This window comes from Paenibacillus tritici, from assembly GCF_013204885.1.
Classification (GTDB): Bacteria; Bacillota; Bacilli; order Paenibacillales; family Paenibacillaceae; genus Paenibacillus_AQ; species Paenibacillus_AQ tritici.
In genome coordinates this window covers 366,038-380,701 of record NZ_JABMKX010000004.1, presented here as the reverse complement: position 1 = coordinate 380,701, position 14,664 = coordinate 366,038, and the positions used below count along the sequence as shown (strand labels likewise).

At 53.0% G+C, this 14,664-nt stretch carries 17 protein-coding genes; 5 read left to right on the top strand and 12 right to left on the bottom strand.

Annotated features, from left to right (window positions below):
- The first annotated feature begins 72 nt into the window (after window positions 1-72).
- Window positions 73-1,332: a sugar efflux transporter gene (locus HQN87_RS09380; RefSeq protein WP_367272689.1), complete on the top strand. Its 1,260-nt coding sequence runs from the start codon at window positions 73-75 to the stop codon at window positions 1,330-1,332.
- 14 nt (window positions 1,333-1,346) lie between these two features.
- On the top strand, window positions 1,347-1,772 hold the full coding sequence (locus HQN87_RS09375) for a response regulator (protein WP_173131126.1): 426 nt from the start codon (window positions 1,347-1,349) through the stop codon (window positions 1,770-1,772).
- On the opposite strand, the gene HQN87_RS09370 is transcribed toward HQN87_RS09375, so the two are convergent.
- The 4 genes from HQN87_RS09370 to HQN87_RS09360 form a co-directional block, all read right to left on the bottom strand.
- Complete coding sequence (locus HQN87_RS09370) at window positions 1,732-2,430, bottom strand: SDR family oxidoreductase (RefSeq protein ID WP_173131123.1); 699 nt, start codon at window positions 2,428-2,430, stop codon at window positions 1,732-1,734. The two genes, HQN87_RS09375 and HQN87_RS09370, sit on opposite strands and share 41 nt — an antisense overlap.
- 103 nt (window positions 2,431-2,533) lie before the next feature.
- Window positions 2,534-3,295 (bottom strand): metallophosphoesterase, encoded by a 762-nt coding sequence (locus tag HQN87_RS09365; protein ID WP_246553376.1) that lies wholly within the window; start codon window positions 3,293-3,295, stop codon window positions 2,534-2,536.
- Window positions 3,264-3,386: a hypothetical protein gene (locus HQN87_RS32690; RefSeq protein WP_301953166.1), complete on the bottom strand. Its 123-nt coding sequence runs from the start codon at window positions 3,384-3,386 to the stop codon at window positions 3,264-3,266. Before HQN87_RS32690 ends, HQN87_RS09365 begins: the two co-directional genes overlap by 32 nt.
- 80 nt (window positions 3,387-3,466) lie before the next feature.
- Window positions 3,467-4,048, bottom strand: a complete 582-nt coding sequence (locus tag HQN87_RS09360; RefSeq protein WP_173131118.1) for a TetR/AcrR family transcriptional regulator — start codon at window positions 4,046-4,048, stop codon at window positions 3,467-3,469.
- Between the two features lie 298 nt (window positions 4,049-4,346).
- On the opposite strand from HQN87_RS09360, the gene HQN87_RS09355 reads away from it, so the two are divergent.
- Both HQN87_RS09355 and HQN87_RS09350 read left to right on the top strand, forming a co-directional pair.
- A complete protein-coding gene (locus HQN87_RS09355; RefSeq protein ID WP_173131427.1) occupies window positions 4,347-5,777 on the top strand; it encodes a DHA2 family efflux MFS transporter permease subunit in 1,431 nt (476 codons plus the stop codon).
- A 160-nt stretch (window positions 5,778-5,937) separates the two neighbouring features.
- Window positions 5,938-6,228: a hypothetical protein gene (locus HQN87_RS09350; RefSeq protein WP_173131115.1), complete on the top strand. Its 291-nt coding sequence runs from the start codon at window positions 5,938-5,940 to the stop codon at window positions 6,226-6,228.
- Between the two features lie 43 nt (window positions 6,229-6,271).
- Here the strand turns inward: HQN87_RS09350 and HQN87_RS09345 are convergent, their stop codons facing one another.
- The 3 genes from HQN87_RS09345 to HQN87_RS09335 form a co-directional block, all read right to left on the bottom strand.
- Window positions 6,272-6,613 (bottom strand): hypothetical protein, encoded by a 342-nt coding sequence (locus HQN87_RS09345; protein ID WP_173131112.1) that lies wholly within the window; start codon window positions 6,611-6,613, stop codon window positions 6,272-6,274.
- Between the two features lie 104 nt (window positions 6,614-6,717).
- Entirely contained in the window at window positions 6,718-7,761 is a 1,044-nt protein-coding gene (locus HQN87_RS09340) for a HAMP domain-containing sensor histidine kinase (protein WP_173131109.1), read from the bottom strand.
- Window positions 7,758-8,432 carry a response regulator transcription factor gene (locus HQN87_RS09335; protein WP_173131106.1) on the bottom strand — a complete coding sequence of 225 codons (675 nt, stop codon included), beginning with the start codon at window positions 8,430-8,432 and terminating at the stop codon, window positions 7,758-7,760. Before HQN87_RS09335 ends, HQN87_RS09340 begins: the two co-directional genes overlap by 4 nt.
- 161 nt (window positions 8,433-8,593) lie before the next feature.
- Here HQN87_RS09335 and HQN87_RS09330 point away from each other — a divergent pair, with 161 nt between their 5' ends.
- Window positions 8,594-10,972: an ABC transporter ATP-binding protein/permease gene (locus tag HQN87_RS09330; RefSeq protein WP_173131103.1), complete on the top strand. Its 2,379-nt coding sequence runs from the start codon at window positions 8,594-8,596 to the stop codon at window positions 10,970-10,972.
- Between the two features lie 25 nt (window positions 10,973-10,997).
- Here the strand turns inward: HQN87_RS09330 and HQN87_RS09325 are convergent, their stop codons facing one another.
- From HQN87_RS09325 to HQN87_RS09305, 5 genes are all read right to left on the bottom strand, one after another.
- The gene (locus HQN87_RS09325) at window positions 10,998-11,531 is read right to left on the bottom strand and encodes a hypothetical protein (protein ID WP_173131100.1); all 534 of its coding nucleotides are present in this window, start codon (window positions 11,529-11,531) and stop codon (window positions 10,998-11,000) included.
- A 93-nt stretch (window positions 11,532-11,624) separates the two neighbouring features.
- A complete protein-coding gene (locus HQN87_RS09320; protein WP_173131097.1) occupies window positions 11,625-11,888 on the bottom strand; it encodes a hypothetical protein in 264 nt (87 codons plus the stop codon).
- A gap of 70 nt (window positions 11,889-11,958) precedes the next feature.
- A complete protein-coding gene (locus tag HQN87_RS09315) occupies window positions 11,959-12,639 on the bottom strand; it encodes a hypothetical protein (RefSeq protein ID WP_173131094.1) in 681 nt (226 codons plus the stop codon).
- A gap of 318 nt (window positions 12,640-12,957) precedes the next feature.
- Entirely contained in the window at window positions 12,958-13,365 is a 408-nt protein-coding gene (locus HQN87_RS09310) for a DUF4073 domain-containing protein (RefSeq protein WP_173131091.1), read from the bottom strand.
- A gap of 175 nt (window positions 13,366-13,540) precedes the next feature.
- Window positions 13,541-14,623 carry a Gfo/Idh/MocA family protein gene (locus HQN87_RS09305; protein WP_173131088.1) on the bottom strand — a complete coding sequence of 361 codons (1,083 nt, stop codon included), beginning with the start codon at window positions 14,621-14,623 and terminating at the stop codon, window positions 13,541-13,543.
- Window positions 14,624-14,664: the final 41 nt, after the last annotated feature.

Sequence of the window (14,664 nt, the reverse complement as noted above, 5' to 3'; positions counted from 1 at the left end):
AGCCAAATAGTATAGATAAATAATCAGATAAAACATTCAATATTCCCGTAACATTAACTATACTATAACCAAATCAAAGATAAGACTACAAGCGATGCCGAAAGGAAGCTCACTGCCTCTATGCTCAAAAGAACCTATGCTCTGCTCCGGATTCCAAGCTATCCCATATTCATGTTATGTATGCTGTTTCAGGGAATGGCCATCTCTATCAGCGCCCCGTTCCTGGCTGTCTACTTCACCGAAGAACTCGGCGTATCCGCCGGAACCTTCGGAATCTTCACGGCGGTGACTCTGCTTAGCGGTGTGGCCTTAAGCATGTTCATCGCCAAGCGCTCTGATGCCGGTCTGAACCGCCGCAGGCTGATGGTGATCTGTATGATATTTAATGCAATTGCTTTTGCCGGATACATATTCATCCATGACTTCTACCCGTTGCTGGTCTATATGACTGTATTCACCGCAGTAGGCGCCCCGGCGATGCCGCAATTATTCGCCAGTGCCAGGGAAGCCGTGAACGCCAGCCGTTCCCCCGATCACGCCTATGCCAACTCTACCCTGCGCTCGATGTTCTCGCTTGGCTTCATCAGCGGGCCGCTGGCAGGAGCTGCGCTCTTGAGCCGCTTCGGGTTCCAGGGAGTATTCCTGTCGACAACCCTGATCTTCCTGGTGAATGCGCTGCTTGTGTTCAGCTTCGTACGGCCGCCTGCCGCTAACCGGCAGAGCCATAAGCCCCGGCAACAGCCAGTCCGGCTGCACCGGGATACCAGGGTGCTGGTTCCTTTTCTCATCCTGACCCTGCTCTATGCCGGACACTGGGCCAATAATCTGAACATTTCGTTATTCATCGTCAATACGCTTGGAGGCAGTACACAGAACGTGGCTTCGGTTGCGAGTATCTGCGCCTTGCTGGAGATTCCGTTCATGTTCATGCTGGGACTGATGTCGGCCAAATATTCTAACAAGCTGCTGATGGGCTGGGGCATGGTGCTGGGAGGAATGTATTACGCGCTGGTGCTGGGGGCGGGCGAGCTTTGGCAGCTCATGGCCGGACAGGTGCTGCTGGCTTTTTTTGTCGCCGTAATCTCTGCCATTGGCATCAGCTATATTCAGGATCTGCTGCCGGATCTTCCCGGCTACGCCTCTACGCTGTACACCAATGCCACAACCATCGGCAGACTGACCGGAAGCCTGGCGGGAGGAGCCGCAGCCCAGTGGTTAGGATACCGGCATTCTTACCTGCTCTGCCTGCTCCTCATTGGAGGTTCACTTGGACTGCTGCTATGGCCCCGCCGCTCCCCGGACGCAAAGATTAAGGAGACCTTGGCATCTTAACAGGAGGAATTGCAATGCAAATCATACTCGTTGACGACAGTCTTCAGGTGCGGGACAGCCTGAGGCAGATGCTGGAGCAGCTCTCCCCGGATACCGCAGAGATTATGGAAGCCGGCTGTGATGCTTCCGCCCTGCGGCTGATTCAGAAGCATAGACCTGAACTGATCATTACGGATGCCAAGCTGCTGCTGCTGGGCGAAGCCCCTCTGCTGGAGCAGTTGTACGGGCAGCATACTTACGGCAGAATGATCGTGACTAGCAGCCACGCCTTCATCCTGAAGGCCTTCTGCCGGGGCGGCATGGACTCCCTGCTTAAGCCTATCGGTCTTCAGGCGCTGGAGGAAGCGCTGCTTGAATCAGCCGGCACCAGCAGCGGTAACGGCAATCTGTGTCTTCCAATTAAATCTCCATGTCCTTGCCCGTATAGTCCACGAACCTGAAGTGCCCTTCCGGCGCGGTGCGCTGCTCAATCAGGCTAAGAATGCCTTCGGCACTGGTACGCGGACTCGTTGGCGCTTTAGATCCGCCCATATCGGTGGGCATCCAGCCGGGGTGTACGCTGAGTACATGGATACCGCGTTCCTTCAGCGTGACATGGAGCTTTTGCGAGAACATATTTAGTGCGGTCTTAGAGATCGTGTACGGATAACTGCCCGGGTAAGCATTCGTGATACTGCCTGCCTCGGAGGAGATATTGATAATTGAAGCCTTCTGCTCTGTTAGCAGCGGCAGGAAGTGCTTGACCACACGCATCGGCCCGTACAGATTAATATCAAGCGCAAGCTGCATCTCTGCAATATCCAGCTCCTCAAGCGGAGTGTCCGTGGCATTCAGCACTGCGGCATTATTAATGATCACACCGAGCGTCCGCCCCTGCTCCTTCAAGCTTGCAGCCAGCGCCGCTATTCCAGCCTCATCTGTCACATCAAGAGCAGCCACGGTCAGGTTGTCCCCGTATGCAGCCGCAAGCGCTGATAGTGCTGCCTGCCCGCGCGCCGGGTCACGTACTCCGGCAATAACGTCATGTCCGTGTTCCAGTGCTACGGCAACCAGATCAAGCCCCAGTCCGCGTCCGGCCCCGGTAATCAGAATATTCATCGTGTGATTCCTCCTGTCGTATGTCTCATGTTATGAACCATACAACCATACCCAACCCATGAAAGGGCTGTCAAGCCCTCCGCCGTGTCCCGCTGTACTACACTCAGTGCTCAATATACGCATCGACCATATATCCTGATGCGCTGCCGGTTAAGGTGGCACTGTAGTAACCCATGTTCCCGTCAGTCTTGCATTTATATTCCCCGGAACAGCCGCAGACGAAGAATTTCGTCTTAGCGTATCCCGGATAGATATTACTAAGCTTGCGGTAGAATTTATGACCATGGTGTGTGAAGATAGCCAGAACCTTATCTCTTGCTTGGGGCGGAATCGCCGAGAAGAATCTGGTGGTCTCCGCTGCGCTGAGCACATGGCTGGAATCCACTGAAATTCCCTGCACCCTCAGAGGCCAATGGAAATCCACAATATAGTAATGCTTGTCATCCAGATTTCGCAGCAGATAGAGACTTGCCGGACTGAATTGTCCGAGTGCGCAATCCAGCCACACATATTTCACTTTGCCCTGGGTTCCCGGGAAATTCATCTGTCCGGCTACCGCCCCCAAATACTGGGTGAACAGAGGCCGGGTGGTGGCCTCCCAATTCCCTATCGAGGCCTTATAAGGAATACTTCCGAGCGTGCCTGTTACTGTGTCTCTGAATTCTTTGTAATACGCTTCGGCGTTCTCCCCTTGGTCCGCACCCGCGTGTGTATTATCTCCCCCGAAGATGAACAACCGTTTGTTCCCGCTGCTCACCGCTTTGGGCAAAAGGCTCTTAAATATGCTTAAGCTGTCGCCGTATCCTACATGGCTGTCTCCAAATACCGCAAACTCAAGGGTCTGCGCCTTGATTCTGCGCTTCACTCTGAGTATAGCCTGCAATCTGGCGGGAATTACCCGCTTCCGTGCCGATTTTGCCTTCCTCTTCCTCTTCATCCCGAACCACCCCATCCATTATAAATAGCTGCAGAATACGTAGTAGTCCCTACTATTTATATGCTGGATGAATTGGCCGCTCTTGGACCTGTGAGTCCATCAATTTGCCCGCAGCGAAGTGATCTGCCTGGCCAGATACTGCGGCGTATACGGCATATCCTCCCGGAGCCAGGCAATGATTGTCCCGATGAGGGCCGCCGAGCCATACCACACAGCGATGTCCCTCTGCACCGTTACCTCCGAAGCGTCATGCGCAGTAACCCTGCTCTCCACCCGTGCCGAGATAATGTCCGCCATCAGTTTAAATAGCCGGTCGGTAAAGATCGTACTCTTCCGTGACGTCAGTACGATTTTGTAGAATTTGGCGTTCTCAGCAATATGCACAAGCAGACGCTCCAGCATCGGCCACTTCTCTTCCTGTGCAGCTTCCATAGGGTCCGTATCATCCCTTACCACTTCCAGCACCTCCTCAGCCATGTCATCCGCCATTTTCTCAAGCATATCCGGGATATCCCGGTAATGCAGATAGAAGGTCACACGGTTAATTTGGGCCCGCTGCGCAAGGCGGTTGACGGTGATTTTCTCAATGCTCATCTCTTCCATCAGCTCAACCAGCGCCTCCTTAAGGAATTGGCGTGTGCGGAGGACACGCGGATCTGTCCGCTGGGGGGAATTGGCCATTCTGTTCTCTCCTATCTGCGGCTGCCCAAGGGCAGGCTACAATTTCAGTCTAAAGTGTCGTTTTTCACCTACATACACTACACATCTCTTCTAAGTGTAAACTACTTTACATTTTCCCGAAAATCGTTGCTTGATCGCATGAAATTTTCATTTATAATCTACTTTATACATTGTAAACTATACGACACATTGTAAATTTAGTCCATGATTCGGCGGTTTGAAAGGATGGAGAATATTGAGTAACAAGACAGCAAACTACAAAGTCCCCTCTATTCAAAAGGGACCTATTCTTTTCGTAATGATTCTCGGCGCCTTCCTGGCCACACTGAATCAGACCATCATGAGCGTGGCCACACCGGAGTTGATGAATGACTTCAACATCACGGCGGCAACGGCCCAGTGGCTGACTACCGGTTATATGCTCGTTAACGGTGTGCTGATTCCGATCACAGCCTATCTGATGCAGCGTTTCACTACACGCGAGCTGTTCCAGGCCTCGATGTTTATTTTCTTTGCGGGGACCCTTGTATCTGCTCTTGCCGGAAGCTTCCCCGTGCTGCTTACCGGACGGATGATTCAGGCTGCCGGTGCCGGCATTATTATGCCGCTGCTCACCAATGTCATCTTAACCCTGTTCCCGCGTGAGAAAAGAGGCGCCGCCATGGGTATGGTCGGACTCGCCATTATCTTCGCCCCGGCCATTGGCCCTACGCTGGCCGGATATATTATGGAACGTTATTCTTGGGAGACGATGTTCTACGGCATGCTTCCCCTTACCGTTATTGTCATCGTATGCGGATTTATTTATCTGAGAAATGTGGCAGAGCGTACTTTTCCCAAAATCGACATCACCAGCGTGGTCCTGTCCACCCTCGGATTCGGCACCCTGCTGTACGGCTTCAGCCGGGCGGCCAGCGCAGGCTGGTCGAGCGCAGAAGTGCTATTGTCTCTGGCAGCAGGACTCTTGTCGCTCGGGTTATTCATCTGGAAGCAGCTCACTTCCGATAGCCCGCTGCTGGATCTGCGGGCCTTCAAATATAATATGTTCTCCCTGACCACCCTCATCAGTGTGGCGGTTACGATTGTGATGTACGCGGATATGATGCTGCTGCCGCTCTATCTGCAGAATGCCCGCGGCTTCACCGCCATGGAATCCGGCCTGCTGCTGCTTCCCGGAGCGGTCATTATGGGCGCGCTTATGCCGGTCACCGGTAAGCTGTTCGACCGCTTCGGAGCGAAATGGCTCTCCATTATCGGCCTCACGATCACGATTCTGACTACCCTCAGCTTCGTGAATCTTACAGACTCGACAAGCTACAGCTATTTGATGCTGATGTCCACCGGCCGCAGGATCGGAATGGCCCTGCTCCTCATGCCTATTCAGACCCTCGGGCTGAATCAGCTCCCATCAAGGCTGAATTCACATGGTACAGCGATCTCCAATACTGTAAGGCAAGTAGCCGGTGCCGTAGGGACTTCTCTGCTGGTCACCGTGATGACCAGCCGTACCGCCGCCCATGTTCAAGATATGATGGCAAGCGGCGGAACTACCGGCGAAGCTCAGAAGCATATGATAATGGAAGCCTCCATCCAGGGCATCAACGATTCCTACCTGGTCATTGTTGGCATCGGCGTGATCGGGCTGGTCCTCTCCTTCTTCATTAAGCAGGTGGGGCAGGCCAAGGAACCGGGTGTGGAGCAGAAGATGGTTGTTGCCAAGGAAGTCTAGGGAGCGCGCCTGCATTCTCTGCCATTCTATAGGTTTCATACAGAAGAAGACCCGCGGAGCGCACTCCACGGGTCTTCTTCTGTATCTCGCATATACGTAACGCTTGTAGTACAATAATATCTTGATGCACATTATATTAAGGGAAGTAAGAGGTGCCAGAATGGCTATTAGCTTCACGAAATCTATGCTTAACCGCCTGAACCAGGAGATCACCGAGATGGAATCGGATATTGCGGAGCTGCAGAAGAAGACCAACACCACCCGGGGCAAGATCAGCCAGCTGGAGAAAGACTGCAAACTCAGCTCTTCGCCAAGCTCGCTCAGCAGTAAAATGAGCCGGATCACCAAATTACAGGCAGAACTCAAAAAAATCTCCCAGCAGCAGTTAGAGCTGTCCAAGGAGATTAATAAAAAGAAGTCCACACGCGCCAAGCTCCCGTCTGCGGAATAACCCGCTGCCTGGCTGACCGGTTCACTTCAGCAGAGCCAGGCCGTTAACCCTTCTGATCTTGCCGGGCACGCAGCCAGATTAGACAATAGATCACGCACAAGAATCCCCAAAAGTAGTTAGCGAATATACTCTGCCCTAAGGCTGCGGAGAGCAGGATATGATTCGCACAAGTAAACACCAACAATGACGCTAACACTACGTTCATTGTTCTGGCCGATACCTGCTTCGGAATGGCGCTTCTTGAAATGAGATAGGCCGCGGCAACAGCGACGGCTAAAGACAACACTATTCTCAGATTCTGATTCTTGAACATATCATGCATTGTAATCACAGCCGCCAGTCCAACCAAACACGCAATGATTAGGATGATATTTCTCGTTTTCATTCGATCCCTCCTGAGCACTTTAATAACTCCATTGAACAACTCAAATGAATAACTCTCATTTATGTTATTTTATCCCATACCTTTTCTGCTTGTCTGTGATTAATTTACTCTCCCGTCACTGGCAGTTTGACCGTGAACACCGAGCCTTGGCCCGGCTCGCTCTGCACCTCGATGATGCCCTTGCTCAGGCTGATGATCCGGGCGGCCAGCGGCAGGCCGAGGCCGTTGCCCCCGGCGGAGCGGGCGGGATCGCCCTGATAGAATTTCTCGAAGATGTGCTTGCGCACCTTCGGGGTCATTCCGATTCCGTTGTCGGCGATGACCACGGAGATCCAGGAGCCATCCGAGTGGATGGATACCGAGATGGCCCCGCCTTCCGGGGTGAATTTGATCGCGTTGCCAAGCACATTGAGCCACACCTGCATCATCAGCTCTTCATTTCCATAATAGGGCTGCTCCTCCAGGTCGAGATTAAGATGAAGCTGCTTGGCAGACCAGAGGGACTCCAGCAACAGCAGCGCCTGGCGGAGCTGCTCATCCAGAGGGTATTCAGCCAGCTCTGTAAGCATTTCCTGGTTCTCGAGCTTGGATATTTTGAGGATATTGCCGGAGAGATTGGACAGCTGCCGCGAGCTGTCGATGATCATCCCGGTGTATTCGTCATGCTCCTCTTTGCTCAGATTCTCCTCCTGGAGCAGCGTCGCGTATCCTTCGATTGCCGCAATGGGCGTCTTGAATTCGTGAGACACATTAACGACGAAGTCATTGCGGAGGGTCTCGATGCTGCGCAGCTCCTGAACCATAAGGTTGAAGTGGTGCGCCACCTCGCTGATCTCATTGACCCGGTGCGACTCATTCAGATAGATGTCGAAGTTGCCGCCTGCAATTTCCTTGGCTGCCTTGCTGAAGTCCGTAATCGGGGCCAGAATGGTCCTGCCCACCATGATACTGATCGTAGTCCCGATGACCAGGCTGAATAACACCATAGTCAGAATAGGCGGGAATGGGTTGCCATGCTCCCAGGTGTTGTTTCCTATCCGGAAATAGAGGAAGGCCCATACAGACATAAGCAGGACGAAGAACAGAATGATCACAAACACCATAGAGACAAAATACCACCATAACCCTCTGTTTTTCCCACGGATCATCCCCGCTTCACCGCCTTATAGCCCAGCCCTCTGACCGTAACGATCTCAAAATCCGCACTTTCCCTGAAACGCTCCCGCAGGCGGTTAATATGGACCACCACGGTATGCTCGTCGGACTCGGAGTCCATCCCCCAGATTTCATCCATCAGCTGCTGTTTGGTGAAGATCTTATTGGGATAAGAAATCATTTTGTAGAGGAGATAGAACTCCTTCTGCGGAAGCAGGATACTCTCAGGCCCCTGAATTACCATTAACGTATCATAATCCAGCACGGTTTCTCCCCATTCGATTTTGCGCTCGCTGATGATTTTGGCCCGGCGCAGCAGCGCTCCCACACGCAGGATCATCTCATTCACATTGACCGGCTTGACCATATAATCGTCGATTCCCACAAGGAAGCCCTGCTGCTTATCGGCAAAATTCTCCCGCGCCGTCACCATAAGAACGGGAAGCTGCTGGTTGTTGTCCCTGAGCGTCTGTGTCAGCTCGAAGCCGTCCATCCGGGGCATCATAATATCGCAGATGATCAGATCAATATATTCCTTATCCAGCACATCCAGCGCGTCCTCTCCATTGACCGCCGGCAGCGCGCGATATCCGTTTCGGGTCAGTACGGTACAGAAGAGCTGCCGCAGCTTGGCATCATCCTCAACCACAAGAATATTAAACATTAGGTCTCCTCCTGGAACGTTCATATGTAATGAAGCGTATAGCTTTAACCTGCCAAGATCAAGTGAATCTCAACTGGGAGTTTAGGTTTAGTTTATATTGGACGATTATACTAGGGTACAGAGAGAAACAAGATTACAGGAGTGGAAAGGGAGACTGGACAATGCTGCAATTAAAAAACATTACCAAGAGCTATAAGACCGGTGAATTTACACAGGTGGCGCTGGATAAAGTGAACCTCAATTTCAGACAAAGTGAATTCGTCGCCATTCTGGGCCAGAGCGGATCAGGCAAGACCACGCTGCTCAATATCGTCGGCGGACTGGATCAGTATGACAGCGGAGAGCTGATCATTAACGGCCAATCGACCGAGCGTTTCAAAGACAGCGAGTGGGATGCGTACCGTAATAATAGTGTCGGCTTTATTTTCCAGAGTTATAATCTGATCTCACACCTGAGCATCACGGATAACGTGGAGATGGGGATGACGCTCAGCGGGGTCGATTCAGCCGAGAAGCACCGTAAGGCGCTGGAGGTACTGGAGAAGGTCGGCCTTAAGGATCATGTGCACAAAAAGCCGAATCAGCTATCGGGCGGACAGATGCAGCGTGTAGCGATTGCCCGGGCGCTGGCCAACAATCCGGATATTATCCTCGCCGATGAACCTACAGGCGCTCTGGATTCGGAGACCAGTGAACAGATCATGGAGCTGATCAAGACCATTGCGGAGGATAAGCTCGTCATTATGGTTACCCATAACCCGGAGCTGGCGGAGAATTATGCAGACCGCGTCATCCGTTTCTCGGACGGTCATGCGATCTCGGACAGCAATCCGCTCGCCACGCAGAAGACTTCCAGTGCTTATAAGCTGAAGCAGACGAGCATGAGCTTTTTCACCGCCCTGAAATTATCCGGCAAAAATATTGCCACCAAGAAATGGCGCACGGGGTTGACCGCTTTTGCCTCCAGTATCGGAATTATCGGCATTGCCCTGATTCTGTCGCTGTCCAATGGCTTCGACAAACAGATCAGCTCGTACGAAACCGGGGCATTATCCAACTTCCCGATTTCGATCAACCAGACGGCCATGAATTTGCAGAATGCAGGTCCTCCGGGGCAGGAAACTACGGAACTCCCTTCCTATCCGGCCGACAAAAAGCTGTATCCATACGACCCTACGGTGAATTCAGCTATCCACACGAACGTGCTGACCAAGGAGTATATCAAGTATCTGGACGGAATCGATCCCAAGCTGATTGACGGCGTCTCTTACACCCGTACCGTGAATATGAACTGGCTGGTGAAGAACGGGGACAAGGCGGCGGTTCTGGATAAAAGCAAGATCACGACAGCTCCGTATCCAAGCAAACAGGGCAGTGCCTCGGGCAGCTATCTGGAGCAATATTATGATCTGCTTGAGGGGAAATTCCCGGCCGAGAAGACGGATCTGGTGCTGATCGTGGATCAATACAACCGTCTGACCGAGGGTGCAGTGAATGCGCTTGGACTGGATTATGAAGCTAAGAGTATCAATCTGAGTGATCTGGTCGGAACTCCGCTTAAGCTGGTCATGAACAATGATTATTACAAAAAAAATGGTGAACAGTTTGTAGTCCATGCAACCGGCGGAAATCTGAATGACCTCTACAACAGCCCCAAGGCAGTAACCCTTAATATTGTCGGTGTTCTGCGTGCCCAGGAAGGGTCCAGAATCTCTACACTGTCTCCCGGTCTTGTCTATTCTGATGAGCTGACCTCCACCTTCATTGCGGATGCACAGAAATCGGAAATTGTACTCGCACAAGAGAAATCTGATATTAACGTATTGACAGGGCAAGCCTTGTCGGAGGGTATCGCAGGCGGCGGCTCCAGTGCCGGAATGGGCGAGATGCCGCTCATGAATGCCGGAATGGCAGCGGCGGCCAGCATGTCGTCCATGACCAAAGAACATGCACTGGCTGCTCTGGGTGCAACGGATATTCCAAGCGCAGTCTCGCTGTATCCGATTGATTTCAGTGCCAAGGAATCCGTAACGGCTTATCTGGACAAGTGGAATGAAGGAAAGGCTGCCGAAGCCCAGGTACAGTACACCGACCTCGCAGCTATAGTCACCAACATTTCCGGCGGAATTATGGACGGGATTACGATGGTACTGATTGCTTTTGCAGCTATTTCCCTGGTGGTGTCGCTGATTATGATTGCGATCATCACTTACATTTCCGTTATGGAACGTACGAAAGAGATCGGCGTACTGCGCGCACTGGGTGCCCGGAAGAAGGACATTACCCGGGTGTTCAATGCCGAGACCTTCATTATCGGGGCTTGCTCGGGGATTCTGGGGATCGGCATTACCTACCTGCTGACCATTCCGGTTAACGCCGTCCTGTATAACCTGACCGAGCTGAAGAATGTCGCCCAGCTGAATCCGCTCCATGCGCTCATTCTGGGTGTGATCAGTGTCGTGCTGACGATGCTCGGCGGTGCCATCCCAGCCAAAATGGCGGCGAAAAAGGACCCGGTCGCTGCGCTGCGCAGTGAGTAACCAGGGTTAGTCCTGATATGCCGGACTAACTTATAAGAAATCCAAAGGGGAATGTATCCCTTTGGATTTTTTTGGGTGCTGCCGCCTGCTTTGGGCGCAAGGAGGTGTACTTTTGCTTCTCCTTTCCGCCGGCCGCCTGCTTTCGGCGCAAGGAGGTGCACTTCTGCTCCTCCTGGGCACCTGCCGCCCGCTTTCGGCGCGAGGAGGTGCACTTTTGCTCCTCCTTCTCGCTGGCCGCCTGCTTTTGGCGCAAGGAGGTGTACTTTTGCTCCTCATTGGCACCTGCCGCCCGCTTTTGGCGCAAGGAGGTGCACTTCTGCTCCTCCTTCTCACCTGCCGCCTGCTTTCGGCGCGAGGAGGTGCACTTTTGCTCCTCCTTCTCAACTACCGCCTGCTTTCGGCGCAAGGAGGTGCACTTTTGCTCCTTCTTGGCACCTGCCGCCTGCTTTCGGCGCAATGAGGTGCACTTTTGCTCCTCTTTCTCATCTGCCGCCCACTTTCGGCACAAGGAGGTGCACTTTTGCTCCTCCTTCTCACCTACCGCCTGCTTTCGGCGCAATGAGGTGCACTTTTGCTCCTCCTTGGCACCTGCCGCCTGCTTTCGGCGCGAGGAGGTGCACTTTTGCTCCTCCTTCTCACCTGCCGCCTGCTTTCAGCGCAAGGAGGTGCACTTTTGCTCCTCCTTCTCGCTGGCTGCCTGCTTTGGGCGCAAGGAGGTGCACTTTTGCTCCTCCTTCTCATCTGCCGCCCACTTTCGGCACAAGGAGGTGCACTTTTGCTCCTCCTTCTCACCTGCCGCCTGCTTTTGGCGCAAGGAGGTGTACTTTTGCTCCTCCTTCTCACCTACCGCCTGCTTTCGGCGCAATGAGGTGCACTTTTGCTCCTCCTTCTCGCTGGCCGCCTGCTTTTGGCGCAAGGAGGTGCACTTTTGCTCTTCCTTTCCACCGGCCGCCCGCTTTCGGCGAATTCATGCCTATGCTAATTTCCTACCATATCTCTGCATCCATAAAAGAATGAATAAGCTCATATCGGCTGACTCGATTACTTCCCTGTACGGGCACTGGTTTGAGTTTACCTTTTTCGCATAAAATATTCATATATTTTATTACTGTACGACGATTTAGCCCAAGCCCCCTCACCACATCCACAGGTTTGAGATAACCATTCTTCCGGCTTGCCATCCGCAGAATGTCGGCTTCGATCCTCGTAAATGGACGGCATCCCTCAGCCATATTTTTCAGCAAACATGGAGTGAGCAGAGCTTTTAACAGAGAGATGATCAGCTCCGGTGCGGCTTCCAGCTCATCGTAAGGGACTGCGACGATCCGATACCCGGCAATTTGCAAATACGTCTCTCGATTTAGCTCCTGGCGGTAACGGGTCCTGTCCGTCTTGGCCACATGCGGGCCATAGCCCTTGACCTCAATAGCAAACTTCACCTGTCCCTGCTTCCATACAAAATCAACGAAATAGGGCATCCCCCGCCAATCCGCAACCTCATACTCCGGGTGAAGATCATCCATGTTACCAAAAATCGGCCACCACACCCGCTCCACAAACATTTGCTCGCCATGCCGGTGTCCCCGCTCCAGCCGGTCCTTACGCTCCCCTGCTCTCCGTTTCTTATGATACTCCAGCCATTTGTGATGCTCTTCTGCAAAAGCCATTCCCTTCATCCTCCTCTGTACATCATCCGCAAAACGTGGAACCGTACTGTGCCCTAAAAAAACAAAAAATCCCGCACCCAACAAACCATGGGTACGGGATGTGCTTCATCCGTTTTTATAGATTATAGTGTCTGTTGCTGCCAGCGTCAATGACATCGCCCCCGTCCTGTGACGGACGGAATCGTGATTAGATATGGCGAGGGAACATAATTGTTCAATTGATAGATAGCCTTAAAGCCGCACCTAACATTAATCCGCAGTCCGCTACGCTATACTCGCTAATTTCGGTGTACGGGGTGCGTCCGCTAAACTGCCGTATCAGACATCCGGCGTATCCGCTGTAAACGTCAGCGTTTTGATAAATCCGGCCGGAATATAATTCACGCTGTCTCCTGCGATCCGCACCTGCACCGTCAGGTCGCCGCAGAAGACCGGCGGGCAGAGCGGATCATAGGCGGTCCAGTTCAAGCCTTCGTCAGTGGAATACTCCATCTTCTCGTTCGCACCTATGATAGTGTTGGCTTCATCATCTGCAGTTACATTGGGCGGCCATGGCGGCTGAGAGAACAGGGTCATGGACGAAGGTGAGCTATGCCCTGCTGCATTGAACTCATCCGACGCATAAGCCTTCAGCGAATGGACTCCCAGACTGGCTGTACCGACTGTACCGGTAAAAAGAACTCCAATTAAAGATAGACGGATGTATTTGTTAACCGTTCCCCGCATTATTTCAACCTCCACAAATTATCAAATGATAATCACACAGCGATGTGACATAGATCATAATATATCTGATTTCGCAGAGTTATTCCTGAATCTGGTTATTTCTTTATAAAATTTCTGATTAGCGCACGTATTCACTTCCCCAGGACCTGAATCACCTACACCAGCGCAGCGTCGCCTACCTGTCCTCCGCCCAGCACATCCGCTCGGTTCTCACCGTCTCGCCGGTCTGAATCGCCTTGTCAATCATCAGTCCGAGATAGGCATCCTGCGAGGCTTGCTCCAGTCCGTAGAATCCCGGGCCGCCTGCGGAGTAGCTGGCCATTTGGTCCAGGCAGGTGGCAATGGCAATCTCATCATCATACAGCCGGGCAGGAGTGAACGGGTTATCATAGACCCATTGTTCACCGCAGATAATCCCTTGCAGGTAATAGCCCTCTGCATTCTCCTGCTCCCCTTTGTTGATGCGTCTCAGCTCCATTTGCAGCGGCACCAGATTATCCTGCTGGATAAGCACGCGGTTGTCGAAGATCTCCCCCCGCTCGCCGCGTACGGAGAGATGATTCGAGCGTGTCCAGGAGCGGTGCTGATCCTTGGTGAAATCGTAAATACCCAGCCGGTCCCCAAAATCCAGCCAGGCCAGATCCCGCTGTAGCGGAATCAGCTTGTCTTCAGCCGGAGGACCGCTCCGGGTCGGGCCGCCCACCCAGCTGGAGGCGAACCGCATCCCCCGGATGGTGGTCTCCTCGAACCCGATGCCAAGCATCTTGCGGATCAGGCCTGCTCCATGATAGAGATGCGACACGGAGACCGTCGTTTCTGTGATTCTGCCGAGCCTGCCTGAACGGATCAGCGACAGTCTCGCTTCTTGAACAGGATGGTAAGGATACTGCTCGGCGACTTGAATCCACGCCCCGTGCCGGGTCAGCTCCTTATGCAGCTGCTCCAGCTCTTCCAGGCCTGAGGCAGGAGGTGTCTCCGTCAGCGCGGGAAGGCCCAGTGACGCCAGACGGTACAAATAGTCCAGGGAAGCCTGACCGCTGACCGAGACAACGACAAAGTCCGGGTCCTCGTTCCTGAGCAGCTCTTCAAGGGAACGATACGTCTGAACGCCCCATGCCGCTTCCATGGCCTTCCCTTTGGCCCGGTCCCTTACCACAAGGCCGCCAATCCGGAAGCGGTCCGGCAACGAGCGGGCAATTCTGAGATAATATTGTGCACGGAAACCGGCCCCGCCGATAATACTGAATGTTACGGACATAACCTGTCCTCCCCTGTGAACTGGTGTGATGATGCTGTACT

Coding starts and splice junctions, on each gene's coding strand:
- HQN87_RS09355 (WP_173131427.1), top strand. CDS start 4,347: ATGATTCTCGGCGCCTTCCTGGCCACACTGAATCAGACCATCATGAGC.
- HQN87_RS09375 (WP_173131126.1), top strand. CDS start 1,347: ATGCAAATCATACTCGTTGACGACAGTCTTCAGGTGCGGGACAGCCTG.
- HQN87_RS09335 (WP_173131106.1), bottom strand. CDS start 8,432: ATGTTTAATATTCTTGTGGTTGAGGATGATGCCAAGCTGCGGCAGCTC.
- HQN87_RS09315 (WP_173131094.1), bottom strand. CDS start 12,639: ATGGCTTTTGCAGAAGAGCATCACAAATGGCTGGAGTATCATAAGAAA.
- HQN87_RS09345 (WP_173131112.1), bottom strand. CDS start 6,613: ATGAAAACGAGAAATATCATCCTAATCATTGCGTGTTTGGTTGGACTG.
- HQN87_RS09330 (WP_173131103.1), top strand. CDS start 8,594: ATGCTGCAATTAAAAAACATTACCAAGAGCTATAAGACCGGTGAATTT.
- HQN87_RS09370 (WP_173131123.1), bottom strand. CDS start 2,430: ATGAATATTCTGATTACCGGGGCCGGACGCGGACTGGGGCTTGATCTG.
- HQN87_RS32690 (WP_301953166.1), bottom strand. CDS start 3,386: ATGGATGGGGTGGTTCGGGATGAAGAGGAAGAGGAAGGCAAAATCGGC.
- HQN87_RS09350 (WP_173131115.1), top strand. CDS start 5,938: ATGGCTATTAGCTTCACGAAATCTATGCTTAACCGCCTGAACCAGGAG.
- HQN87_RS09305 (WP_173131088.1), bottom strand. CDS start 14,623: ATGTCCGTAACATTCAGTATTATCGGCGGGGCCGGTTTCCGTGCACAA.
- HQN87_RS09310 (WP_173131091.1), bottom strand. CDS start 13,365: ATGCGGGGAACGGTTAACAAATACATCCGTCTATCTTTAATTGGAGTT.
- HQN87_RS09340 (WP_173131109.1), bottom strand. CDS start 7,761: ATGATCCGTGGGAAAAACAGAGGGTTATGGTGGTATTTTGTCTCTATG.
- HQN87_RS09360 (WP_173131118.1), bottom strand. CDS start 4,048: ATGGCCAATTCCCCCCAGCGGACAGATCCGCGTGTCCTCCGCACACGC.